At 40.4% G+C, this 20,683-nt stretch carries 33 protein-coding genes; 2 read left to right on the top strand and 31 right to left on the bottom strand.

The window, feature by feature from the left end; all coding sequences use genetic code 11:
• Window positions 1-51 precede the first annotated feature (51 nt).
• From LIX50_RS07405 to LIX50_RS07305, 20 genes are all read right to left on the bottom strand, one after another.
• Entirely contained in the window at window positions 52-300 is a 249-nt protein-coding gene (locus LIX50_RS07405; protein WP_015701502.1) for a hypothetical protein, read from the bottom strand.
• 321 nt (window positions 301-621) lie between these two features.
• A complete protein-coding gene (locus tag LIX50_RS07395) occupies window positions 622-858 on the bottom strand; it encodes a helix-turn-helix domain-containing protein (RefSeq protein WP_369751017.1) in 237 nt (78 codons plus the stop codon).
• A 49-nt stretch (window positions 859-907) separates the two neighbouring features.
• Window positions 908-1,291: a type II toxin-antitoxin system RelE/ParE family toxin gene (locus LIX50_RS07390; RefSeq protein WP_053087827.1), complete on the bottom strand. Its 384-nt coding sequence runs from the start codon at window positions 1,289-1,291 to the stop codon at window positions 908-910.
• 68 nt (window positions 1,292-1,359) lie between these two features.
• On the bottom strand, window positions 1,360-1,575 hold the full coding sequence (locus LIX50_RS07385; RefSeq protein WP_048953018.1) for a DUF4035 domain-containing protein: 216 nt from the start codon (window positions 1,573-1,575) through the stop codon (window positions 1,360-1,362).
• 44 nt (window positions 1,576-1,619) lie between these two features.
• The gene (locus tag LIX50_RS07380; protein ID WP_048953017.1) at window positions 1,620-2,027 is read right to left on the bottom strand and encodes a hypothetical protein; all 408 of its coding nucleotides are present in this window, start codon (window positions 2,025-2,027) and stop codon (window positions 1,620-1,622) included.
• Between the two features lie 274 nt (window positions 2,028-2,301).
• The gene (locus LIX50_RS07375; protein ID WP_048953016.1) at window positions 2,302-2,952 is read right to left on the bottom strand and encodes a hypothetical protein; all 651 of its coding nucleotides are present in this window, start codon (window positions 2,950-2,952) and stop codon (window positions 2,302-2,304) included.
• Window positions 2,953-2,954: 2 nt separating this feature from the next.
• On the bottom strand, window positions 2,955-3,365 hold the full coding sequence (gene gpU, locus LIX50_RS07370; RefSeq protein WP_048953015.1) for a phage tail terminator protein: 411 nt from the start codon (window positions 3,363-3,365) through the stop codon (window positions 2,955-2,957).
• Between the two features lie 8 nt (window positions 3,366-3,373).
• Window positions 3,374-3,904, bottom strand: coding sequence for a phage tail protein (locus tag LIX50_RS07365; RefSeq protein WP_048953014.1), 531 nt, complete (start codon window positions 3,902-3,904; stop codon window positions 3,374-3,376).
• Between the two features lie 2 nt (window positions 3,905-3,906).
• Window positions 3,907-4,218, bottom strand: coding sequence for a hypothetical protein (locus LIX50_RS07360; protein ID WP_048953013.1), 312 nt, complete (start codon window positions 4,216-4,218; stop codon window positions 3,907-3,909).
• Window positions 4,199-4,522 carry a DUF2190 family protein gene (locus LIX50_RS07355; protein ID WP_048953012.1) on the bottom strand — a complete coding sequence of 108 codons (324 nt, stop codon included), beginning with the start codon at window positions 4,520-4,522 and terminating at the stop codon, window positions 4,199-4,201. Before LIX50_RS07355 ends, LIX50_RS07360 begins: the two co-directional genes overlap by 20 nt.
• Before the next feature lie 78 nt (window positions 4,523-4,600).
• Entirely contained in the window at window positions 4,601-6,643 is a 2,043-nt protein-coding gene (locus LIX50_RS07350) for a ClpP-like prohead protease/major capsid protein fusion protein (RefSeq protein WP_180372978.1), read from the bottom strand.
• Window positions 6,579-8,102: a phage portal protein gene (locus tag LIX50_RS07345; RefSeq protein ID WP_048953011.1), complete on the bottom strand. Its 1,524-nt coding sequence runs from the start codon at window positions 8,100-8,102 to the stop codon at window positions 6,579-6,581. The genes LIX50_RS07350 and LIX50_RS07345 overlap by 65 nt, the downstream gene beginning before the upstream one ends.
• A 3-nt stretch (window positions 8,103-8,105) precedes the next feature.
• A complete protein-coding gene (locus tag LIX50_RS07340) occupies window positions 8,106-8,324 on the bottom strand; it encodes a hypothetical protein (protein ID WP_048953010.1) in 219 nt (72 codons plus the stop codon).
• Entirely contained in the window at window positions 8,321-10,444 is a 2,124-nt protein-coding gene (locus tag LIX50_RS07335) for a phage terminase large subunit family protein (RefSeq protein ID WP_048953009.1), read from the bottom strand. Before LIX50_RS07335 ends, LIX50_RS07340 begins: the two co-directional genes overlap by 4 nt.
• A gap of 2 nt (window positions 10,445-10,446) precedes the next feature.
• On the bottom strand, window positions 10,447-10,920 hold the full coding sequence (locus LIX50_RS07330) for a DUF1441 family protein (protein ID WP_048953008.1): 474 nt from the start codon (window positions 10,918-10,920) through the stop codon (window positions 10,447-10,449).
• Between the two features lie 283 nt (window positions 10,921-11,203).
• Window positions 11,204-11,590, bottom strand: coding sequence for a hypothetical protein (locus LIX50_RS07325; RefSeq protein ID WP_048953007.1), 387 nt, complete (start codon window positions 11,588-11,590; stop codon window positions 11,204-11,206).
• A 42-nt stretch (window positions 11,591-11,632) separates the two neighbouring features.
• A complete protein-coding gene (locus LIX50_RS07320; RefSeq protein WP_032827955.1) occupies window positions 11,633-11,914 on the bottom strand; it encodes a hypothetical protein in 282 nt (93 codons plus the stop codon).
• Entirely contained in the window at window positions 11,826-12,149 is a 324-nt protein-coding gene (locus LIX50_RS07315; protein WP_048953006.1) for a DUF2570 family protein, read from the bottom strand. Before LIX50_RS07315 ends, LIX50_RS07320 begins: the two co-directional genes overlap by 89 nt.
• Window positions 12,142-12,744: a glycoside hydrolase family 19 protein gene (locus tag LIX50_RS07310; RefSeq protein ID WP_048953005.1), complete on the bottom strand. Its 603-nt coding sequence runs from the start codon at window positions 12,742-12,744 to the stop codon at window positions 12,142-12,144. The genes LIX50_RS07315 and LIX50_RS07310 overlap by 8 nt, the downstream gene beginning before the upstream one ends.
• Window positions 12,710-13,069 carry a phage holin, lambda family gene (locus tag LIX50_RS07305; RefSeq protein ID WP_032827954.1) on the bottom strand — a complete coding sequence of 120 codons (360 nt, stop codon included), beginning with the start codon at window positions 13,067-13,069 and terminating at the stop codon, window positions 12,710-12,712. Before LIX50_RS07305 ends, LIX50_RS07310 begins: the two co-directional genes overlap by 35 nt.
• 109 nt (window positions 13,070-13,178) lie before the next feature.
• On the opposite strand from LIX50_RS07305, the gene LIX50_RS07300 reads away from it, so the two are divergent.
• Window positions 13,179-13,658 (top strand): hypothetical protein, encoded by a 480-nt coding sequence (locus tag LIX50_RS07300; RefSeq protein ID WP_048953004.1) that lies wholly within the window; start codon window positions 13,179-13,181, stop codon window positions 13,656-13,658.
• On the opposite strand, the gene LIX50_RS07295 is transcribed toward LIX50_RS07300, so the two are convergent.
• The 11 genes from LIX50_RS07295 to LIX50_RS07245 all read right to left on the bottom strand — a co-directional run bounded on the left by LIX50_RS07295 (window position 13,636) and on the right by LIX50_RS07245 (window position 19,631).
• Window positions 13,636-13,842 carry a hypothetical protein gene (locus LIX50_RS07295; RefSeq protein WP_048953003.1) on the bottom strand — a complete coding sequence of 69 codons (207 nt, stop codon included), beginning with the start codon at window positions 13,840-13,842 and terminating at the stop codon, window positions 13,636-13,638. The genes LIX50_RS07300 and LIX50_RS07295 overlap by 23 nt on opposite strands.
• 125 nt (window positions 13,843-13,967) lie before the next feature.
• Window positions 13,968-14,339: an antiterminator Q family protein gene (locus LIX50_RS07290; protein ID WP_226385929.1), complete on the bottom strand. Its 372-nt coding sequence runs from the start codon at window positions 14,337-14,339 to the stop codon at window positions 13,968-13,970.
• A complete protein-coding gene (locus tag LIX50_RS07285) occupies window positions 14,336-14,938 on the bottom strand; it encodes a recombination protein NinG (protein WP_048953002.1) in 603 nt (200 codons plus the stop codon). Before LIX50_RS07285 ends, LIX50_RS07290 begins: the two co-directional genes overlap by 4 nt.
• 121 nt (window positions 14,939-15,059) lie before the next feature.
• Window positions 15,060-15,320, bottom strand: a complete 261-nt coding sequence (locus LIX50_RS09515) for a GTP-binding protein (RefSeq protein ID WP_053087826.1) — start codon at window positions 15,318-15,320, stop codon at window positions 15,060-15,062.
• 323 nt (window positions 15,321-15,643) lie between these two features.
• Window positions 15,644-16,069: a recombination protein NinB gene (locus tag LIX50_RS07275; RefSeq protein WP_048953000.1), complete on the bottom strand. Its 426-nt coding sequence runs from the start codon at window positions 16,067-16,069 to the stop codon at window positions 15,644-15,646.
• Window positions 16,062-16,289: a hypothetical protein gene (locus tag LIX50_RS07270; protein WP_048952999.1), complete on the bottom strand. Its 228-nt coding sequence runs from the start codon at window positions 16,287-16,289 to the stop codon at window positions 16,062-16,064. The genes LIX50_RS07275 and LIX50_RS07270 overlap by 8 nt, the downstream gene beginning before the upstream one ends.
• Window positions 16,286-17,659, bottom strand: coding sequence for a replicative DNA helicase (locus LIX50_RS07265; RefSeq protein ID WP_048952998.1), 1,374 nt, complete (start codon window positions 17,657-17,659; stop codon window positions 16,286-16,288). The genes LIX50_RS07270 and LIX50_RS07265 overlap by 4 nt, the downstream gene beginning before the upstream one ends.
• Window positions 17,656-18,435 carry a helix-turn-helix domain-containing protein gene (locus tag LIX50_RS07260; RefSeq protein WP_065422545.1) on the bottom strand — a complete coding sequence of 260 codons (780 nt, stop codon included), beginning with the start codon at window positions 18,433-18,435 and terminating at the stop codon, window positions 17,656-17,658. The genes LIX50_RS07265 and LIX50_RS07260 overlap by 4 nt, the downstream gene beginning before the upstream one ends.
• Window positions 18,432-18,590 (bottom strand): hypothetical protein, encoded by a 159-nt coding sequence (locus tag LIX50_RS07255; RefSeq protein ID WP_161798465.1) that lies wholly within the window; start codon window positions 18,588-18,590, stop codon window positions 18,432-18,434. The genes LIX50_RS07260 and LIX50_RS07255 overlap by 4 nt, the downstream gene beginning before the upstream one ends.
• Before the next feature lies 1 nt (window position 18,591).
• The gene (locus tag LIX50_RS07250) at window positions 18,592-18,822 is read right to left on the bottom strand and encodes a helix-turn-helix domain-containing protein (RefSeq protein WP_048952997.1); all 231 of its coding nucleotides are present in this window, start codon (window positions 18,820-18,822) and stop codon (window positions 18,592-18,594) included.
• 581 nt (window positions 18,823-19,403) lie between these two features.
• Complete coding sequence (locus LIX50_RS07245) at window positions 19,404-19,631, bottom strand: transcriptional regulator (RefSeq protein WP_105905513.1); 228 nt, start codon at window positions 19,629-19,631, stop codon at window positions 19,404-19,406.
• Between the two features lie 198 nt (window positions 19,632-19,829).
• Here LIX50_RS07245 and LIX50_RS07240 point away from each other — a divergent pair, with 198 nt between their 5' ends.
• Complete coding sequence (locus LIX50_RS07240; RefSeq protein ID WP_226385928.1) at window positions 19,830-20,672, top strand: helix-turn-helix transcriptional regulator; 843 nt, start codon at window positions 19,830-19,832, stop codon at window positions 20,670-20,672.
• Window positions 20,673-20,683 lie beyond the last annotated feature (11 nt).

Below are 20,683 nucleotides of genomic sequence, written 5' to 3'. Positions count from 1 at the left end.
ACCGAAGTGAGCCTTTTCAAAAATGTAACTTAATTATCAAACAGAACTTTATTATTTGGACTGAATGCCAAAAAGTTTATTCCATTTATCTTCCCGAGTCAGTTTTTTATCTAAAACAATTCGAATGCAGTAAATCAAAGGAATCAACGATACTGCAAAAGCGAATACTGCTCCCCAAGGGAAAGAAGGAGTATTCAAATAACCACAAAAACCAGCAAAACCAATAATTAAAGCAATAACAAAAATAATACCCATAGAATCAAACAAAAAATCAAAAAAACTATCAATAAGCCATTTCATATTCTCTCCTTGGTTATTTTTTTATCATCGTACGATATACACATATAGATTTCTTTAGAAACTTATAATTTAATTAATAATAACATATTTCACACGATTCTTATCTTGTTCAGCTATCCTTAGTTTATTAATACGATTATTTTCTTTAATAATAGCTACAACAAGACAAGTTGCGAAAATAGCAACATATACACCCAAAAAAGCGAGAATATAAGTAAAATCAACGTCAAATAAAAGGAATAATGTTCCTAATGCAATAAGCAGTATAAAAAAGCATTTTGCTGTAAATTGAATGAAATCACACAATATGTTTACCGCCTTCTATAGGTTGAAAGTAACTGTCTTTCCTGTGGGTAATTCAACCGATAAATTTAACACGCCACCCATTGCTTCAATGTAACGTTTAACTGATGATAATTTAATGTCATTTCCACGTTTTTCAAGGGCAACAACTGAAGGCTGAGAAATACTTAATGCTTCTGCCATTTGCTTTTGTGAAAGCTCTAATTCTTCACGAATACGGTAAAGTTGTAACTCCATTCGCATATCGTCTGCCATAGCTTTCACTTTCTCTTGCTTTTCAGCTGGAAGATTATTCATCAGATCTTTAAATTTCACGCTCATTTTCTTGCTCCTTAGTTAATTCAGAAAGGTAATCATCATAGGTTTGTTCCGCTAGGGCAATCATCTCTTTGTAAAAGAGTTTTTCTTTCTTGCCTTTTTTATCTCCACCACATAAAACAATCGCTTGTCTGACAGGGTCGAAAATATAAAATAAACGGAATACCGATAATTTAGACTGTACTCGCAATTCTTTTAAATTGGTATATTTAGAGCCTTGCAGCGTATCCGCATAAGGTCTGCTTAATTGTGGACCTTCTGTTGATAATAATTCCAACGCCGCATAGATTTTTAATACGTCATCTTCTGCCAGCGTTTTTAACCAGTTAAAAAGTGGGTCTTGTAAAATTACTTCCCATTCTTGTTTCATGCAGCTATTACCTTTCTTATTATTTATATAGATTTTAATCTATATAAAATACAGGAGCAATAGATAATTTAACGATTTGCTAAATAATCAGCCACTCCATCATCATCCATTTTTTCTTGGTAAAACGGCATAAAATCAGATAATTCTGGAACCTTAGATTTAGAGGCTCGATTTATCATAGCAAGCAAATGTGAAACTTGTGCAGTACGATAATCCTCTCGCCATAATCCAAAAGGCTGTTCCTGATAAAACATTTCGTATTCTTGAAGATGATGCTCTGGCATTTGTTCGATTTCCTCAAGAGTTTTGCCGAGCGAAAGAGAAAGGTTTAGTTGGAACTTTCGTCGGCTGGTAAGTTTTTTGGCTCAAGCTCCGCAATGGCTTGGCTTAATTGTTCAAATACCGCCTTATCAAGTGCCGAAAGTGCGGCCAAATCCTCAGGATTTTTAGCATCAAATAAATTATTGCCTTGTTCATCACAAAGTCGAGTAGCTAATGTTCGAGTTAATCGATTAGGATCGTAGATTTTTGATAGTTGCTCAGTGAGAGTTATTTCATCGTTGAAAGCTAATGTAATGCCCTGCTCTTCAGCGATGCGAATTAACTCTTGTTGCTGTCCATAAAGGGCTTGATTCATTTCACCAACAGTAAACTCACGGATATAATAATTCTCACCATTAATAATGATTGGGGTAATTTTAGGCTTATTGGCTAAAAGTTTTTCACGTAGATTCATTATTTATCACCTTTGTTTTTAATTGAATTAATAATATTTGGGAGTCGCCAAGCGATGATGAAACATACGCCTAACACTAAATAAGCTAAGATCGTTTCCCATAACCCATATTGCATAGCTTGCTCCTTGAATAAAGGAAGAAAGTTAGTTATAATTTCCAATGAAGTTTATTCCTTTTAAGTATGGTTTAATTGGAATGAAAAACCCCGAGAGTTCGCTGCTTTCGGGGTTTTGGTTTTTATAAGGTGCGGTCAAAATTCACCGCACTTTGCGGCTATGCTGGTAAGTGATAATCGCGTTTTGCTTTTTTAATCGTTACACCAGATTCAAATTTACCTTTGACTTCACCGCTAAAATTAGGTGAGGTTTGGATAAATCCTGTGCCGTAAAGAGAACCTTGACCATTTTTCAATATCATCATCCAAGGGAAGGTTTCTTTCGCATAAAACTTCTTGCGCAAGTCAGCTTGCATTGCGGTAGCTGGCGCGTAGAAGAATGTTAATTTAATTGAGCCATACTCAATCTCACCTGCTTCTGTTTCAGTACCTTCAGAACACATGGTTGTAATATCTTCTTCACCTAATGTGTCGCCATCACCCTCAATCTGTTTAATCGCACAGAAATTAGATGACCATTTCACGATAGCCACTTTAGCTGTTGCGTAACTGGCTGGCGCATCTTGGCTTGTCCAATCTACTTCATCTGCAAGTGTAATTAAGTCGTTGGTAACGACTTTTACAGGATAATATCCATCAAGCGCACCTAAACCAGTTAGCTTAATAAAATCCCCTACTTTGGCACCATGCCCTGCTGATGTAATGGTTGCATTAGGCTTAACCGTTACGGCTGTGACTGCTTTGCCTTCGGTTAGACCAGTGCCTAAATAAAATTTAGTGCCTTGAAAAGGTGTTGTTTGTGTAGGCATATCTAGTCCTCATACTTAATTTGATATTTAAGGTTAGAAACGAACCAAGTGCGATTCGTCGTATCTTGCTCGTATTCGTAGCTAATAAGAGTCATTTCGGAAATGTTTTCCGATAATTCATCATGAGATATAGCTACGCTTAATCGCTCTTTGATTTTGTCTGCAATATCATCTAATGCGTCGTCGCCTAAAGCAGTTTTCAGATAAATTGCGATGTTTAAGGCTGCGGTATATTCGTGATGACAGAGATCTACCTCTTCGCACGAAATCTCATCAAGAAAAACTGCAATAGCTGTTTTTTCTTGGTCAATATCAATAAATAAAGGGCGCCCAGAATAAATATTCTCAACACCCTTTATACTGCTTTTGAGCATATCCGACACTTGATGTCGAATCTTCTTATGAATTAGCATTTAATCCTCTATTTTTTAAAAATGTCACTCAACTCTCTTGTCAGTTCGACTTTGATCTGACTTGAATAATCTTTTAACTCATTATGGAAAGCCGTTGTTAATGGTCTAGATAACGGAATCTTAACAACATCAATTGAATACCGCTCTTTACCTTGTCGCTGCATAACGTGTTTACGACCATTTGCTAGAGTTTGAATAAAACCGCGTTGTATTTGATATTTGCCTATTCTAATTTGCCCTTTACTCGCTCGCATGGTTCGTCTAGGGTTTTCCAATAATCGAATTAACGGTAAATTTCTTCTATCAACTCGTATTTTTGCAACTGGTCGATTCGCTGTTGCTTTTTGGGATAATCGAGCTCGCTTGCGGATTAATTTAGCTGGCACATGAATCTCTTTGGATACATTTTTTGTTCCATTTTTGATTGCACTTCTCGCTACCTTATTAATCGCTTTTGCTGCCGCTTTAGGCGCGACTTGATTAGCCAGTTTTTGGATATTAGCTTGTAATGCCGCCATCCCTTCAATTTTCACCGCCATATTTACTCCAATTGCAGTACGATCTTCTTATCTTCAAAGCTAAACCCTCGCACAACATATTCCTCTGTTGAAGAAATAATGATATCTCCAAGTTTTGGCTTATATCCTGATGCTTTAAAAAGAGTGAGAGTACGCGTCGTGCCATTAATTAAGTAATCATCGGTGTAATTGCCACTCATTAGTTTTGGGCTTTCATCAAGCACAGCTTTGTATTTTTTGCCGTTGATAACATAGACGGACATCATCACATCTGATATGACTTTGTCCGCCTGTGCGAGTGCGTCATCAAACGGACTAAGCGTTGATCTTGACATCTACAGTGCCCATCGATACGCCACTAGCATACCAAGCAATACCTAAACGCTTGTTACTACCTGCGGTAATAGTTGCACCATCGGTTGCGGACCAGTAAACAATTGCACCTTGTTTAATGTCATCTTCCGCTTTTGCTTTCACAGTGAAAACGCCTGTAGTTAAGCCAACGCCTGTTTCATTTTGTGCAACATCAGATACTGAGATTGCAGCAAGGTTTTCTAACATTACTACATCACCGCTTTTTACGTCTGCAGTAGCGGTAAAACGCACGGTGTTTCCGTCTTGTAGGTAATTTTTAGACATATTTAATGATCCTTTAATTTTGATAATAAAAAACCGCACTTTTAATCGAAGTGCGGTCGTTATTTATGGGATGTTAAGTTACTTATTGGTAACTTTTACAATTCCTCGGTAATCAATCACGTTAACACCTGCATCAATGCGCACCTTAGTAGATACACCATCAACAGTGAAACCTTGTTGTTGCTCCATATATGGCGTATCAATGCCGTCAAGGTAAGAAACTTCAATTGCCTCTTTGTTGATTAAGTACCAAGATTTTGGATCGGCAACTTGTAAACGAGCGGATTTAACTGTCGGCACAATGTCACGGATTGGATTGATAATACCAGAGTTAATATCAGCTCCCTCAACACTTGCTGAACCTAGAACTTGTTTAGCGCGAGTATAAAGTGAGGTTGGTAACAACATAAAATCAGGCTCAATTGCTAATGGTTCACCACGAGTATTGACAAATCCATTCATCATTTGAATTGCTTTATCAATATTGGCCACATCTAATGCAGCATTATCAAATGAGTTTTTGTGCGAGCCATCAAATAATTTTTTGCCATCTTGTGCAATCGCGTTACCGGTTAATAACGCAAACACTAATTTAGCGATTGTTGCACGTGCAGCTTGTCCCATTTTTTCAGGGATTTTTGTCAACAAGTGCATATCGTCATTGATGATTGCTTGACGAGTAATGCTAAATAATTGTCCGTAAGTCGCTAATGCAACGCTAGCGCCCTCATCGCCGATTGTGCCGTAGGTGTACTCTTCCCCCTCACCGACTTGCGGTAAGTAACCAAAATCACCTAAACCAACACGTTTCGCCGCGCGGAAGTCGGTTAATGTGCCGCGAGAGGTAAATTGATCAAAGTTTTCTGCTGCGGTTTCCCAACCTTTGAGCAAGGATTTGTGCGCCACATCAATTAAGATTTGACCAAAGTCAGAGCTTGAGTGGGTAAACGCCAATCCAACCATGCTCATTGCATTTTGGCCTGCAACACTAATACCACGATCGACCAATGACGCACGAGCAAGTTCGCGCAAGGTCATTGCGTTGTAGGCATTGTCTTTGGCGTCTGCTTTGTCTTTATCGATGCCTGCACGAGCTAACAAAGATTGTTTCACGCTGTCGCCAACGATATTACCATTTCCAGCATATGCGGTAGGCGCTGCACTTGGCGTTGTGCCTGCACCAAGTTTTGCTAATAATTTGTCTTTGGCTTGATCAGGAGTAATTGATAAATCACCCAAACACTCCACCAACAAATCATTGTGCGTAGTACCAAACGGTGCAAATACCGCTTTAATGTCAGCGTTGCGTTTATTTAATTCGGCTTGCACTTGTGCGGTGTTATCTACCGGAGCTGTTGGTGCTTGATTTACTGGTACGGTTGGCGCCGGTTGTGCTGGAGTTGGTGTTGCTTGTGGTGCAGATGCGCCAGCGTTGCCTTGTGGCTTAAACAACATGTCTTTCATTGCTTTTGGCATATTTTCAAAGTCCTCTAATTTTCGTGATTTAATAGACGCCATCGCCACAAGTGGTTCGGCTAGTTTGTCTGCAAATCCTTGTTCAACACATTCTTTTCCGTTGAGCCAAGTTTCTGCTGATAGCATTTCTGCTAATTCTTCAGGTGTTTTTCCTGTTTTGTTTGCGTAAGCTGGGATTAGCGTATTTTCGACCTTGTCTAATAAGTCGGCATATTTGCGCATATCCTCCGCATCGCCGCCTTGGATGCCCCAAGGCTTATGGATCATCATCATTGCATTTTCAGGCATGATTACCTCATTGCCCGCCATTGCAATAACGCTCGCCATACTTGCCGCCAAACCGTCAATGTAAACCGTCACATTGGCTGGATGATTTTTTAGCAAGTTGTAGATAGCGATCCCATCAAATACATCGCCACCGGGTGAGTGGATGTGTAGGTTAATCTGCTTAATGTTGTTTCCGCAGTCTTTTAAATCCTGCGCAAAGCTCGCAGCAGATACGCCCCAAAATCCGATCTCATCATAAATTGATATTTCTGCCGTATCGTTGGCTTTGGCTTTGATTGAGTACCAAGACTGGTTATTCGTCTTTGTCACGTTCGCTGCCATCGCTATTGGCGCCAGAATCATCTTTTGTTTTTTCATTTGTCGTACCTGTGTTAGTTAAATCCGTATCAAACTTGAGACCAAATTTTCGGTTTTCCTCAACCTCAACTCTTCGTCTTCGTTTAACTTCTGCTGGATTGCTACCGCTTGCTCGTACAGCTTGGCTTTCCGTTGCCAACCCACCTTTAATGCGCTCTTTCCACGCTTGCGCCTCTTTGGTTGGATCAATCCACGGCATCACTGGGCCACTATAAACAGCGTTATAAAGTGACGCTGGATCAATATCGACTGGCACCTCAATTTCACCGCTGACAATCGCCATTTTTAGCCATTCTCGGTAAATTGGGCGGGAAATGTGCGCAACAAAGGTATCTTGTAAAACAGAGTAGCCCTCAAAGCTTTCCACCAACTCTTGGCGCTGGCTTGAGTAAGTGCCGTTATAGTCACGGGCAATGCTTGAATAACTTGAGCGAGTGCCTGCCGCCGTTGCTCTTAATTGACCATTCCTAAAGGTTTCAAGGTTCACATTTGGGCGATTAGAATTGATTAGCCCAATATCTTCACCAGGTTTTAAATCATCAATAATCGCACCGGGAGCAATCTCAAAATCTCGCTCCGGACTGTCTACGCTGTAATCCTCATTATCCCCGTAGAGTGCAGCATCACCTTTTTTGATGTACATCGTAAAGGCAGCGGCAATTCGTGCGGCCACACGCTCGCTCTCCTCGTAGTCTTTGAGGTCGGCAAGTCGGACGATTACGCCATGCAACATTGATACGCCACGCAACTGGTGTAGCCGCTTTTTAAACGCAAGGTGCAACATATTTTCCGCCGGCACTGTTTTAACTCGCCCGTAAGTGCGGTTATTTTCCTGCGGGTTATCCATGTACACACGGTAAGAGACAGGGCGCCGCCATGCGTTAAGCTCGATCCCTTGAATAAGATTTGCGGAATCTAACGTATTCATCGGCACAAAATCAGGCTCTAGTGCCTCAAGGCTAAATGCAATGCCGGTGCTGTGATTTAGTCCGGCTACACTGCCACGCACAAGCTGGATAAACACCTCGCCATCACGGAGCCACGTGCGTAACAACATCCGCTCAAGTTCAGGGCGAGTAAATTGTCCGGTAACTTCCGGACGCACAGACCATTCCGCCCATTTTTTGCGGATTTGCTCTGCTAACTCCTCATCAACATCACCTGTTAAATTAAGCGGCTGTGGCTCAATGTGGATGCCGCGTGAGCCAATGACCCGCTCCTCCATCTTGTCTAAAATCCCGATCACAATGTCGTGATTTTGATCTAATGCCCGAGCCTGTTCTCGCAAACTAACCGCACTTTGTTTGGTCGATACATTCGCGCCTTGGCTTTCGCGTTTTGCCTTATGTGTACGGCTTGGCATTGCTGCCTCGTATGCATTCATCACATATCGGCTTTTTGCTCGCTGTGCGCCCCATTTAGGCGAGATTGCGGCAATTGTTTTATCTAATATTCCCATCGTTTAAAATCTCGCATATTTGATTCTGTGGCGTTTAACGCGCTGTCTTGTTTCCGCTAATAACTCATTAAGCATTTGTTGATAGCGGTCACGTTGTTTTGTCCATTCGGACACTTGGTAAGATACCGATCGCCCATTAAAGCTAACTTGGCTTTGGGCGTTTTCGATTTTTTCATCAAGCGTTCGGATTTTTTCTTCAAGCTCTTCTTTATCGTAAATCACAGCCACCCACCTTTTTTCTTGCTTACGCCACCGTTTAGCCAATTACTTTTTGTTTTGGGTTTCGGTTGCGGTTTTACTTGTTCAATTTCTACCGCACTTTCTGTTTTTTCTTCCGGTGCAGTTATCTCTTTTCGGATTACATCAGGATTTAATCCAGGTAGTTTTGCCCAGTATGGGACATTGTCCTCATCGCCCCACTTAATACGTTCATAACCACGCAAAATAGCGATCGCATGGGTATAGCAAAATAAGTCAAACGCCTCATTGTTGCCCTTACCTGGTTTACGCCATTTACCGTCTTGTCCACGCTCCTCGTATGTCAGCTCATCAAAAAACCATTCGCCAAGCCACGACGGAAAATGGATATAGTTAGCCCCGATAGTCTCACGGCTTAATGCGTTACTAATGCGATCTTTGAGTTGGTCTGTTTGAAGTAGGTATAGTGGCACATCACCTCGTGCTTTAGCGTGTCGGTCTGAGCGAGAGGTGTTATCTGGATAAGTGCGCGTAATAAGTTTTTGTCGCTTGGTACTATCACCTTTAACGAGATACACTCGTTTTGATATGCCATCACGCTTGCATCTACGCCAAAACTTATAGGCGTTATCTGTTACACCGTCCTCACCGCCACTATCCACCGCCATTGCAAGGATTGGCATGAATCCGCCATCTAATCCATCAATACGATATTGCTTATTAAGCACATCACTGATGAGTAAATCCCAATCCTCAGGGTAGGCGGACGGATCAATTGGTAGGCTTTCCCCTTCTGAATTGCTCCGCATTGATGATTTAATGTTGTATCTATCAATGAGCCACCGTTCGCTATTTTCACCATAGCCCACAATTTGGACGACAAAACGGCGATTCCGCCCACCCTGTACGTCAACCGCAGCCAATAAAAAACGGCACCCATAAGGTACCGTTCTTTTTTCGGTTTCTTCGCGCCGCTCCATCAGCTCATCACTTCGGCGTTGCTCAAGTGCGGAGCGTGGTAAATAAGGCAATCCCCAGTCTGTATTTGTTACTGCCTTTAGCGTTTCTTCACTGCCAGTCATTTCAAATTCATGTTCAGCAGTGAGTAATTTATAAGTTAATTGCGCCCATGTTTGGTAAGCGGCTGCAGGACCTTCTAGCCAAAATGATGCAATACGTGAGTTTCTTCCCTCACCATGGATTACACCATCTTTATCTATTGTTTGCCCCTCTTTTAACCACTTGCCACCGATGTTTAATGCGCGTTTCTTGTCAGGATCTACGAGAGATTGACAATGTGGGCATTGTAAACGAGCGTTCTCGCTTGCCTTAACATAGTCAGTATCATTACGATAACCAACCATATTTGCCATTGATGGCTCAAACCATTCTTTGCAATGTGGGCATTGCCAATAGAATCTACGTCTATCGCCACGGTTATATAGTGACAAAATACCTGTTGTTGGCGGTGCCTCATGAGTCGTTTTGGGATGATGTTTTATATCAACAATATCTTTGCCTGGAGAACTCTCTACAAGTGTCATTCCAGCACTCATAAATGTAGTTGTCCGTTTTGACGCTAAACTAAATCCATCCCCCTCACCGTCCACATCATCGGGCCATCGGTCGTAATCTGTTAACGCAACGTATTTATAATCGGATGATGACAATACGTTAATTGACGGCCAGCCAATCTTTAATAAATTACCTGCCCTAAAATATTTATCGTGGACATTGTTATCGTTTTTACGCGGGCTTAATCTTTTTGCAATCTCAGGTGAGCATCTAAAAGTGCGGTCTAAACGTTTACGACTATGCTCACTGGCTTTCTCTTGTGTAAGTTGCACCAAGAGAAAATCAGACGGATCGCAAATAATCGCATAAGTGATCCAGCCATCAATCAATCCGATTGTTTTACCAGTACGAGCTGGCCCAACAAAAATTACTGCGTCATACTCACGAGAGTTTAGGCAGTCCATTGGATCTAGCATATATGCAGCAGTATCTTTATCCCATTTAACTGAGTTACCACCTCCAACAGGCACGCGCATATATTCTGCTACGGCTTCCGATACTTTCATTCGGCGAGGAGGTTTAAGTAGATTTGCAATATCTCGCCTAATATCTTTAGCTGATGCAAACATGGCTACTCCTCTGATTTATTATCGCCATCCTGTATATGTAATGACATTTGCGATTTAACGTCATCAATCACCTGTATTACACGAGTTAATTGTGTGGGAGTTAATGCGCAATCACGCTCTAGAATATCTGGCAATGTATCAAGTGACTGCACAACAGCTTTAGCCAAAAAGCCCATCTCTTGAGCCACTTCAAATGATGGCACCAGTTCGCCAGTATCTCGCTCGTATTTAAGTCTTTCGTTTTCCGCTTGCCAAAATGCTCGTCTTTCAACAGGTGATAAGCTATCAACATCTGCCGTCATTTTTTCAGCAAGTCCGATTTTGATTAAATCAGATAGTGCGTAGAGCTTTAATTTGGAATTACTGCCAATGGCTGGCGTTAGTCCTGCAAGCCTTTGTGATACGGTTTGTCGATGCATTCCGACCAGTTCGGCGATCTGATTTATATTGAGTTTTAAGTCGTATAAATTATCCATAGCCGAGACCGTTAAAATGCCCAAAAAGAAAAAAGATGATGATGCCTAAGATGTCAAAAAACTGTCGAAAACCGCGCGCCCGAAACCCCGTGGAAAGGGGTATCCCCTCAGGAGTACCTTTTTAATTCGAATTATCTGTGCAATTCCCATTGATATATTCGTATTTACATCACATAACTTAGATATAATCCCAAAAGACTTGATGTTTCCCTTAGGGGCATAGCTGAGATATGTAGCGCATATAAAACAAAAGCGACTGTTATCAGCCGCCTTTATTGAAGATTTAAATATTAAAAACCGTCTTACCTTGCTCATTGGTAACGTAGATGTGGTCTCCATCCCCAATTAATCTGTATGCAATCTCTTTCTCAATGCCTTGATCGCCGTACTCATCGTCCGGTATAAAATCAATTATTACACCAAAGATTGATGTTGGATTGTTTCTTGCCGAGCAGTAGATTGATTCCTCACGGATAACCTCTTTACACTCTTGGTCTCCATAGATTGGTTGAGTGTAGTAGATGCCGTTAAGTGTGATAGGTCTCTCTTTTAATTTGTCTGCCAATCTAGTCATCTCCTCGAACTCACGAGAGGTCTCATCGTAAAATACAAAGCTATTACTCTCGGTGATTGACGTTACACCATCTTGGATGATTTTTATTGTTAGCATAATTGCTCCTGTTGTTTTTGTTGATAAAAAAAAGACCGCACTTTAATTGGCGGTCTTGGTTTGGTTAATCCACTTATTGAGATTATCTACTTGGCTTGCGCACTTATCTCGCTCTGCGGTTACCTTGACTAACTGTATGACTACATCACCGTATGTCTCACCAGTAAACGCTGTTTTAACACAAGGTGCAGTGTAGGCTTGAGGTGGGTAAATATATTCTGCTTTGGTCGTGACTTTATTTGTACAAGCGGTCAAGAGCAGACTGAGGCAAACGAGTGTGAGCACAAGGTTGTGTCTTAATGATTGTTTTAACTGATTCAGCATTTTCTGTTGCTACCCTTTCTATTTCATCATTACGTTGCTGTTGCTCAATGACTGCATCACGCTCTTGTTGCAGTGCAATGTTCAATGCTTTATTAGCATCTTCTTGTTGCTGAATGGTTTGGGCTTGTTGTTTTGTGGTTATGTTCAACTCATCTATAACACTTGATTGGTAACGCAATGCGCCAAACAAAACCACTACAACAACCCCTAACGCTATGTAAATGTACTTAGTCATTATCAGTTACCATTAATGCTCGATATAGCTTGCAACGCTCATCAATGCCATTTAGTCCACCATTAATTCTTCGAGTCACTTTCTCTACTGAATTAAGATCAGCTAATTCACAGAGTTTCCAATACCAAACAGCAGCTTTAACTGATAAGTCTAAATTACTTGCTATATCTTCTGGCTCAATATCTCTACCTAACCATTTTCTAAACGCGGCATAATTATCCTTACCTGTGATCTGAATCAGTCCACGACCACGATACTTCCAACCATCTCCACTTTTCTCATCTCCATTACCCAAACGATTAGCATAAACACGATTAGCTATTAGCTCAGGTTTGCGCTCATATCTCTTGGCTGTAAGTGGATCGGGAAAATATTTGCGAAAAGTTTGAGAAAGCCCAGACCAAGAATAATTTAAGTTTTCTTTAAATCTTGTGAACCCTTCACTTTCATGCCCGCATTGGGCTAAGAACATAGCTTGTTGCATCTTATTTACACAACCTGCTTTTTCTATTTGTTCTGAAATGGCTTGATAAACACCCTTAACTGCATGAGGGAAAATTTTATTGAACGTCACTTCGGAAATCATCATTGTCATCTTTTTCAATTCTCCGATTAATGAATTTAAATAAGAATTCGCGAATTTTCTCAGTGCCAACAAAACCAATCATCGTGCCAAGAAATGAAGAATATTCACTATGCCCAAAAATATGAGTGCAGATCGGCACTGCTACGCCAGCAATAGATGCACACATAGCTGCATCAATGAACACATATCGGAAACTTGGTTTTTTACGCATAAATCCAAGTCTTAAAATAGAAATAAATAATGCCCAAAGGGCGCTTTGAATAGAGCTAGAACTCAAATTAATTTGTAACCAAGACCATATTAACGCCCATACATCAGGCTCTTTAATTGGCATATTTCCCCCTAATTATTTTAGGCAATAAAAAAGCCCACCTGTTACAGTGGGCGTTAAGTTCTGTTAAGATCTAGGTTACCACACCAAACTTAACAGAGGTTTAATTAAAATGAATGAAGCAAGAATATCTCGTCAGCAAATTCTAAATAACATTCCTGAACAATATCGACATTATTTCAACATCGTTATTTTAGACATCGCCCAAGACATATATCCGCTTTTCAAAAACTTTACTGACGCCGTTAATATCTTATGCAAGCACGCACAAATTAACAAAAAGGTTGATATATTCTTCACATCATCAAAGAGTAACGGTATCGTTTCCTCAGATTGCTTAACTCTCCAATATCAAATTCACCCAGAAGCAGTCCACGTTTACTATAACAGCTGCATATTTTACGATCTCGCCAAAGCCAATTTATACCCTCGTGAAATACAAATTGCGGCTTTCCTAGAAGAATTAGCACATACTTATATGAATATCAGCGATGAGATCTTAGTTAAAAAGGTGGTGGCGTGGATGTATGAGGGCATTCATTACAATGAAAATACTGAACAGTATGAACCTATTTATTCCAAGGATAAGTAATCGCGTCTAATGGGATTTTCAAACCATTTACTGACAGTCTCTCAGCTTGAGTAACACCAGAGCAAATAGAATTGTTAGCTAAAAATGCATATTTGTTTTTCAAACATTCATAAAGTGCCTTGAGCAAATACTCTGGCACTTCCTCACCATCAATCTTAATTGTATCGCCTAATGTAATGTTCATATTCCACCAACAAAAAAGCCCCGACCGTTTCCGATCAGGGCTGTAAAATTCTCTTGTGCGTTTGCTATGCGCTAAAACCTCAACTTACACATAATGATACATTTTTAGTGCGCACTGTCAAGCACTTATGCAACAAAAATACATTTTTGGCACTCAATCATCAAAAGCAGTGATGTTTTGGCAGTTTTGAGGCGCTGAAAATACTCACGTCTTGATAAGTTTAAGTGTCGGCAAATATCAATGTTATCCCACCGCTTAACGTAAGTGAGCATAAAGACATCGTAAAGCTCCGGCGACACACGTTTCATTGTCTGCATATGCCCGTCAATCTGCATGCCTAAATCATCTGTAATCGGCTGCACACGGTATTTTGGCAAATAGCGTACATCACATTTAAGCTCTGCAAATCCTGCTGATATTCGTGGATATTCTCCCTCATAACGAGGAGTAGCCCAATATCCCCACTGCACCGATACTTTGTTGATGTTAATGCTCATTTAAGACCTCTACGCTTTTCAATTAATCGGCATTTTTTATTAAAAATCTGTTTAATTCTTTTCAAATCTTCTTTTGAGTAGTTTCTTATTCGCTGATCTGCTTCAACTTCCTCAACCTTTACCAATCCAATTCGATCTATTAAACCAAGCCTGAATTGCTGATAGTTTCCACCCAAATACCGGTTGCACTTTTTACATTGCCCAAAAATGTTTAACGTATAAAATCGCAAATGTGCCGCACTACCACGACTACGATAATGCCCCGCATCAAAACCGCCACCAAGCAGGTCGTTTGTAAGAGGTCTTCCACAGGATATACAAGGCTTATTTTCGTCACGCAACCGAATATATCGATTCACCGCACTTTGCGCTTCTGACGTCAATTCCCCCTTGGTTTTAGCTTTTTCTTTAAGTACAGCCATTCTTTTACGAGATTCAATACGCTCTTGCTTATCTTTCTTTTCTCGCTCTTTGCGGGATTGTTCACGAGATAATTTAATTGCACATTCCGGCGAACAAACCTTTTGCGTACTACTGAACGTTTTTACAAAGTAGCTCCCGCATGCCTTGCATTTATGCTGTTTTGGTGCCTTAACCATTAAAACACCCCTAACTTATAAGCGATTTTGATTAAAACCAAAAAGATAGCAAACTCAATTACCTTGTCTTTATAGTTACCAAATAAAAATCCAATTATCGCAACAATCCAAATAAACCAAATCACCGTCTCACCCCATTAATCAAACTCTTATATTTACCGCCTGACTGTCTCCATTTGCGCCAGTCGTTGCGCTCTTTTGTTAATCCTTGCATTAACTTAGCCTGTATATCTTTTTGCGTTCTTTCGCTTTCAATTTCGGATAACAGCGCCGATAATGCTGCCGTTACTGCTGCCGTGAGTTTTGTTTTGCCGTGATCAACATGACCTATAGTGCCAACATTCACAACTGGCTTTGTGCGTTCAAATTTCTCTTTACTCATCAAACCACCATCCATCACCAATAAACCAATCCAAAACCACAACCACCACGGCAACAAAAATCATCGCAATGAGCAAGAGTAAAATTACCTCTAACATTATTTACCCTCGATAGTTTCAATTTTTAAGCATTGATAAACGTTTTTGCCAACGTAAAACTTTCCCAATCTCTCGCACTCTGTTGCAACCGTACTATGAGCAAAATACCAACCAGAAAGCCAACAAGCTCCACACAAGACAAGGGTGGCAGCAAGGGGCTCGTCGAAAAGAAAAAACAACATAGCCGAAAATGCAATCAAAAAGAAAATCATAATTCCTACCTCAATCATCGTCCGTAAAATCCCCATCTATCGTTAAATCTCACACCATTTTGCACGCCCCAACTGGTCACATACTCGATAAGGCTCGCCATTCTGCTAACACTCATTTGAGCCGAACTTTCACGGATATTCACAAATTCCCCTTCGAGACCTGGCACCACATCCGCTTTTTGATTTGTGGCGATTGCGTGACCCGAAATAAATAATACTTTCCACTGCTCCATTGTGAGCTTACGCCCCATAAATTCCGCCTGATTTGCAACGTCTTGGCACATAGCGTGGAACTTGGCGTTTTGCTCAAGGTTTCGTGTTATTGGTTGGATTTTTACGACTAACGGCTTTTTATCGTCCGTTGGCAAATCTTGGATAAATGACTGACAATTTGATCGCACTTGCTCGTTACGTAAGAAAAACGTTTGTTTGTCAGTCATCGCTATACTCCACACCTAAATCCTCTAACCCAAAATAACCGCAAGATTTTGTTCGATTTACTGCGCTGTATTTGCTTACCTGCGGAAACGGTATTGGCTCAATTAAGTGACCGTTACAGCGGAAACGATCGTCATCCCATTCGCTACTCGATATAAAATAATCTGGCGTATAAAAATCCTCTAATTCCGCACCGCACTTTGGGCATTTGTAGCTTGTCATTGCAATGCTCCTTTCCCATAACTTTTAGCCGCATAGGTTTTGGCTTGTTGCTGTGGTTTCTCGTTGATGAATTGATACGCTTGTGCCTGATCACAATCGAGGAAGTGGCCTCTATCAAATTTCATATAGGCCGTGCCTAATCCACCAAATCTATTCTTAGTCACAATGGCCTCAGAATAAGGATTATCACAATCTGCCTTGTATGCGCCCTCACGGTAAAGCATGATGATTTGGCTTGCATCTTGCTCGATTGAGCCTGAATCACGTAAATCTGAATTAGCGGGACGTTTTACTGCACGACTATCCACATCACGATTAAGCTGACAAAGTAAAATGATTGGAATGTTGAAGTTTTTGGTAAAGGCTTTTAGCTTGCTCATGGAATTTGCGATAGCTTGGGTTAGATTTACACCACGCTCTTGCTTGTGATTCATCAAGCCTAAATAATCAATCACAACCACAGATGGTGCGCCTTTCTCGCTAATATGGTTTTCGGTAATGGCGCAAATTTCATCGGCTGACAACCCACCGCGATCGACAAAGTAAACATCTTGCGACCGCACTTCTTGCAATGCACTTGTTAAGCGATGATAGTCGCCCTCATCAAGCTCGGTAGGATTGCGCAATTTTTTTACGCTCACGCCGCCAGTAGCACTCAATAAACGATCGACTAACTGGAAGTTACCCATCTCAAGGCTGAAAAATAAAACTGAGCCATGATTTTTGGCAATATTACGAGTCACTGTCAGACTAAATTCTGTTTTCCCTGTTCCTGGGCGACCAGCAACAATGACAATATCGGTAGAATTTATGCCGCCAAGAATGTTATCGACTGCCTCAATGCCTGTGTAAAGCAAGCGTTCTTTGAAATCGCTTTTTGAACGTTTTTCTAAAACATCCACGTAAGAATCGACCAGTTCACCCATCGCAATTGGCTTAATTTCCGTTTTGCTGACAAGCAGTTTTTGGATTTGGTTAAGTGCATTTTGAGTGATTTGGTTGACTTGCTCCTCTTTTGCGTTGGCTAACTCCCCTGCCATTTTTAACAATGCCTGTTGAGCAGTGCGATTTACCCAAGCAGAATGGACTTTCTTCGCATACCCTAAAATGTTTCCGCTGTAAGCATATCCGCTTGCTAATTCCGCTAAATTGGCAAAGTTTTCGCCGTAGTCTTGCGCAAGTAACAAAATATCAATCAAATCATCTTTGCGAGCCTGTTTGCGAATGTTTCCGTAAAGTGCGCCAAGTTGGAATGTGGCAAACATTTCTGGTTCTAACCAACTCATCACTTCACGAGCTTGTGAAGTTAATCCTGCAGCTAACATTGAGCTGATTAACCCATATTCGATTTCATACATTGAATTGCTCATAATGAATTTTCCCAAGTATTTAAAAAAGTTTTAGGTTTCATGATGTAATCAAACTTAGCCACCCATCCATCTCCATTTGGGCCGCCAAAGAAGAATTTATTGGCTCGACTATTGGCTTGACTAAGAAAGTCTTGGAAATACCCTGTAAACACTTCAACAGAACAACTTTCAACATCTGGTGTTTCTAACATTGCTTTAGCAACCTTGAGAATTGCCTTTTGTCTTTCTTGGCTTAATGTTTTTAACAAGTGAATTGGTGAACCATTAAAAACTTTATTCCAGGCATCCATCACTCCTTGATAATCAACTGATATTTTTTCACGCTTAGATGTTTTTTTATTTTCCTCAGTGCGCTCTGCGTTAGCAGAATTTTCATCGTCAGATACACGGTTAATTGATAGGTTAAAAGAGTGACTGGTTATGGGTGCAGATTTTTCACTACCCCCTAGTGCAAAATTTTCACTACCTAGTGAAATATTTTCACCCCCTGGTGCAGATTTTTCACCACCCTGCTCAAGGTGTAAAAGATATAAATTTGCATTTGAACCATCTTTATTTTTTCGTGCTTTCTTGGTGACAAATCCCATTTTGATTAAATCATCAATGTGACTAATTGCACTACGTTTTGACATTTCGCATTTATCGGCAATGTATTGATAACTAGGAAAACAAATTCCATCATCATTGGCATTGTCGGCAAGTTTTAAAAGCACAAGTTTTCTAGCAGGATTGCCAACCTCACAATTCATTGCTTGAACCATTAATCGCATGCTCATATTTCCAATTCCTCAATCGCTTGTTCTGTTATACTGTCGTATATTTCTTTACTTACGCCCTGCGCTATTAATTGTTGTTTTATGCCTTCATAAGCTATGAATTTTTCTCTATCGCTTAAACTAGCTACAAATTCGGGGTCAAATAGTCTTTCCATATCAAACCACCAATCTATATTCAGCTACACGTTTTCCACTGGCCACAACCACCATTTGCTTTTCAATTTTGTGCCCTAGCTGCTTTATGTCGTAAATCCTTGCTCCTAGACGGGTGCAATTAAATCGGGTGTAAGCATCAAGCTGAGTCAATCGCTCGCCATTCAACAAAGCCTTTAGAATCTTGCCGTTTTGCGTTTGACTTGTTTTTTCGTTTGGATTAATATTTTCCATATACATAATTCCTATACTGAAATTGCCACGGTGTCCGTCGTGGCTTTTTTATTAAAAAAAACTCACAACCACAAAAAGAATGGCAATCGCCGTAAAGTAACGAAACTCGCTATCCTCTCGCCAGATTTGTGCAATAATGCGCAATCTACTTTTCAATTTACTCATTCTTTTTATGTCCTTTGTTACATTCCGTGATTTATTCGTCGGGTTATGTTTTATTGTCTTTCTATTACTTCCACGGCTAATTATTGGAAGTGATATTCCGTATTGGCTCATTGGAATACTTGTAAACGGCATCCCTCTGGGATTAGTTTTATTTGCACAAATGGGGAGTAAGGAAATATCAACAAACTTTAGATAACTACGCCTACATTCCATCAATGATGTGCATTGCCGTTCTAACTACACTTGGTTCATTTAGCAAAGAAGAACTTATTGAGTTTGGTTTTAAATTTTTGCTAACTGAGTCAAGTTGGCCTTACTTTGTACTCAAATTGTCATTTTTCTTTTGGAGCCTTACTCTTCTGCCTGTTGTGCTAGATAAGTTTTTTAATAAAAATCAAAAATAAGCCTTGGTTTTTTTATTGCCCTTTTGAATTACGTAACACACCCCAATTCACATCAGGGCGTAACTCTTCGCAAGTTACCTTGCCTTCTGTGATGCGTTCGATATCTGGACAGCGATTAGTTGGCACTTGGCGTTGACCGCCAAACCAAAATGAAACAATCGAAGGCTTAATGCCAATTTGTTTAGCTAAAGTAGCGATAGATCCTCGTCCTTCTACTTTGATATATTCTTGTAGCGTCATAATATCTTTTTTCTGGTTAATGAATATCTAAATGCTATCTTAATTTAAGTATCTTTTCAATATCTTTTACCAAATTAAAATCGTATCATTATGATATTAAAATAAGGGTTTAATAGACTAATTGAGGAAAACGCTATGAATACCGTAAAAGAAAACAGATACAACAATCTCTTAAGATTGGTGGAAGAAGCTGGAAGTATGGTAAGACTTGAAGAGAGAACAGGCGTTACTGCAAATTATCTACGCCAAATTAAAAACAAAAATGTTATTCAAAACGGCAAGCCGAAAGGCATTGGCGATAAAATTGCTGCAAAATTAGAAGATGGAATGGGTAAGCCAAGAGGCTGGTTAGATCAACAGCATCAAGCCATTGAAGAGAAACAGCCTGTCCACCTGCTGGATAACGTCAAATTCTTAATGCGTAAAAAAGGCATCTCACTCCCACTTTTGGCAGAGCGAACCGAGATTGAAGAAAGCCGTTTATTAGAGTTATTGAATTCCGACAACGTGGAAAATGAAAAGCTCTTTTTAAACACCCTTGAGCAATTATTCCTCGTGTCTGCAGACTGCTTGCTTTATGACGACCTCAGCCAAAATCCGAAAGGCGTGAACTTCCTGAAAATGCGTTCCATACCCGTGAACCATGTGCCTATTCGCGGCCACGCCCAATTAGGTACTGAAGGGCATTGGATCGATTTAGAATACCCCATAGGCGAAGGCGATGGCTACATCTGGTGGCCAAGCCGTGATGAAGATGTATATGCCCTAAAATGTCAGGGCGATTCAATGACCCCACGTATCAAGCACGGTGAATATGTGATTATTGAACCTAATCACGAAATTAAAAATGGGGATGAGGTGCTTGTTGTTACCGATGAAGATCAGGTAATGGTTAAAATCTACGCCTACGAACAAGGTGGCAGACTCACGCTCTATTCCGTGAATGAAAACCACGAGCCAATCAACCTTTACCAAGAAAATATCCGCAAAATGCAATATATAGCAGGCATTGCCAAAGAGAGCTTGGTGTTGGATTTGTGATAATAAGGAAA

Origin of the sequence: Haemophilus sp. Marseille-P9675, assembly GCF_916862695.1 — a bacterium.
In the GTDB taxonomy this organism is placed as follows: Bacteria; Pseudomonadota; Gammaproteobacteria; order Enterobacterales; family Pasteurellaceae; genus Haemophilus; species Haemophilus haemolyticus_K.
Note: the sequence above shows the minus strand (reverse complement) of the source record. Positions and strands in the feature narration are given on the sequence as shown.

What these genes read in the sequence shown, in the direction of transcription:
- LIX50_RS07390 (WP_053087827.1), bottom strand. Translation starts at nt 1,291, where the DNA reads ATGAAACAAGAATGGGAAGTAATTTTACAAGACCCACTTTTTAACTGG.
- LIX50_RS07375 (WP_048953016.1), bottom strand. Translation starts at nt 2,952, where the DNA reads ATGCCTACACAAACAACACCTTTTCAAGGCACTAAATTTTATTTAGGC.
- LIX50_RS07285 (WP_048953002.1), bottom strand. Translation starts at nt 14,938, where the DNA reads ATGGTTAAGGCACCAAAACAGCATAAATGCAAGGCATGCGGGAGCTAC.
- LIX50_RS07270 (WP_048952999.1), bottom strand. Translation starts at nt 16,289, where the DNA reads ATGACAAGCTACAAATGCCCAAAGTGCGGTGCGGAATTAGAGGATTTT.
- LIX50_RS07365 (WP_048953014.1), bottom strand. Translation starts at nt 3,904, where the DNA reads ATGGCGGTGAAAATTGAAGGGATGGCGGCATTACAAGCTAATATCCAA.
- LIX50_RS07310 (WP_048953005.1), bottom strand. Translation starts at nt 12,744, where the DNA reads ATGACAATGATGATTTCCGAAGTGACGTTCAATAAAATTTTCCCTCAT.
- LIX50_RS07245 (WP_105905513.1), bottom strand. Translation starts at nt 19,631, where the DNA reads ATGACGCTACAAGAATATATCAAAGTAGAAGGACGAGGATCTATCGCT.
- LIX50_RS07290 (WP_226385929.1), bottom strand. Translation starts at nt 14,339, where the DNA reads ATGAGCATTAACATCAACAAAGTATCGGTGCAGTGGGGATATTGGGCT.
- LIX50_RS07355 (WP_048953012.1), bottom strand. Translation starts at nt 4,522, where the DNA reads ATGTCTAAAAATTACCTACAAGACGGAAACACCGTGCGTTTTACCGCT.
- LIX50_RS07345 (WP_048953011.1), bottom strand. Translation starts at nt 8,102, where the DNA reads ATGGGAATATTAGATAAAACAATTGCCGCAATCTCGCCTAAATGGGGC.
- LIX50_RS09515 (WP_053087826.1), bottom strand. Translation starts at nt 15,320, where the DNA reads ATGAGTAAAGAGAAATTTGAACGCACAAAGCCAGTTGTGAATGTTGGC.
- LIX50_RS07360 (WP_048953013.1), bottom strand. Translation starts at nt 4,218, where the DNA reads ATGTCAAGATCAACGCTTAGTCCGTTTGATGACGCACTCGCACAGGCG.
- LIX50_RS07330 (WP_048953008.1), bottom strand. Translation starts at nt 10,920, where the DNA reads ATGGATAATTTATACGACTTAAAACTCAATATAAATCAGATCGCCGAA.
- LIX50_RS07300 (WP_048953004.1), top strand. Translation starts at nt 13,179, where the DNA reads ATGAATGAAGCAAGAATATCTCGTCAGCAAATTCTAAATAACATTCCT.
- LIX50_RS07320 (WP_032827955.1), bottom strand. Translation starts at nt 11,914, where the DNA reads ATGCTGAATCAGTTAAAACAATCATTAAGACACAACCTTGTGCTCACA.
- LIX50_RS07395 (WP_369751017.1), bottom strand. Translation starts at nt 858, where the DNA reads ATGGCAGACGATATGCGAATGGAGTTACAACTTTACCGTATTCGTGAA.
- LIX50_RS07335 (WP_048953009.1), bottom strand. Translation starts at nt 10,444, where the DNA reads ATGTTTGCATCAGCTAAAGATATTAGGCGAGATATTGCAAATCTACTT.
- LIX50_RS07295 (WP_048953003.1), bottom strand. Translation starts at nt 13,842, where the DNA reads ATGAACATTACATTAGGCGATACAATTAAGATTGATGGTGAGGAAGTG.
- gpU (WP_048953015.1), bottom strand. Translation starts at nt 3,365, where the DNA reads ATGCTAATTCATAAGAAGATTCGACATCAAGTGTCGGATATGCTCAAA.
- LIX50_RS07305 (WP_032827954.1), bottom strand. Translation starts at nt 13,069, where the DNA reads ATGCCAATTAAAGAGCCTGATGTATGGGCGTTAATATGGTCTTGGTTA.
- LIX50_RS07250 (WP_048952997.1), bottom strand. Translation starts at nt 18,822, where the DNA reads ATGGAAAATATTAATCCAAACGAAAAAACAAGTCAAACGCAAAACGGC.
- LIX50_RS07265 (WP_048952998.1), bottom strand. Translation starts at nt 17,659, where the DNA reads ATGAGCAATTCAATGTATGAAATCGAATATGGGTTAATCAGCTCAATG.
- LIX50_RS07350 (WP_180372978.1), bottom strand. Translation starts at nt 6,643, where the DNA reads ATGAAAAAACAAAAGATGATTCTGGCGCCAATAGCGATGGCAGCGAAC.
- LIX50_RS07380 (WP_048953017.1), bottom strand. Translation starts at nt 2,027, where the DNA reads ATGAATCTACGTGAAAAACTTTTAGCCAATAAGCCTAAAATTACCCCA.
- LIX50_RS07315 (WP_048953006.1), bottom strand. Translation starts at nt 12,149, where the DNA reads ATGACTAAGTACATTTACATAGCGTTAGGGGTTGTTGTAGTGGTTTTG.
- LIX50_RS07325 (WP_048953007.1), bottom strand. Translation starts at nt 11,590, where the DNA reads ATGCTAACAATAAAAATCATCCAAGATGGTGTAACGTCAATCACCGAG.
- LIX50_RS07255 (WP_161798465.1), bottom strand. Translation starts at nt 18,590, where the DNA reads ATGGAAAGACTATTTGACCCCGAATTTGTAGCTAGTTTAAGCGATAGA.
- LIX50_RS07405 (WP_015701502.1), bottom strand. Translation starts at nt 300, where the DNA reads ATGAAATGGCTTATTGATAGTTTTTTTGATTTTTTGTTTGATTCTATG.
- LIX50_RS07385 (WP_048953018.1), bottom strand. Translation starts at nt 1,575, where the DNA reads ATGCCAGAGCATCATCTTCAAGAATACGAAATGTTTTATCAGGAACAG.
- LIX50_RS07240 (WP_226385928.1), top strand. Translation starts at nt 19,830, where the DNA reads ATGGTAAGACTTGAAGAGAGAACAGGCGTTACTGCAAATTATCTACGC.
- LIX50_RS07275 (WP_048953000.1), bottom strand. Translation starts at nt 16,069, where the DNA reads ATGACTGACAAACAAACGTTTTTCTTACGTAACGAGCAAGTGCGATCA.
- LIX50_RS07260 (WP_065422545.1), bottom strand. Translation starts at nt 18,435, where the DNA reads ATGAGCATGCGATTAATGGTTCAAGCAATGAATTGTGAGGTTGGCAAT.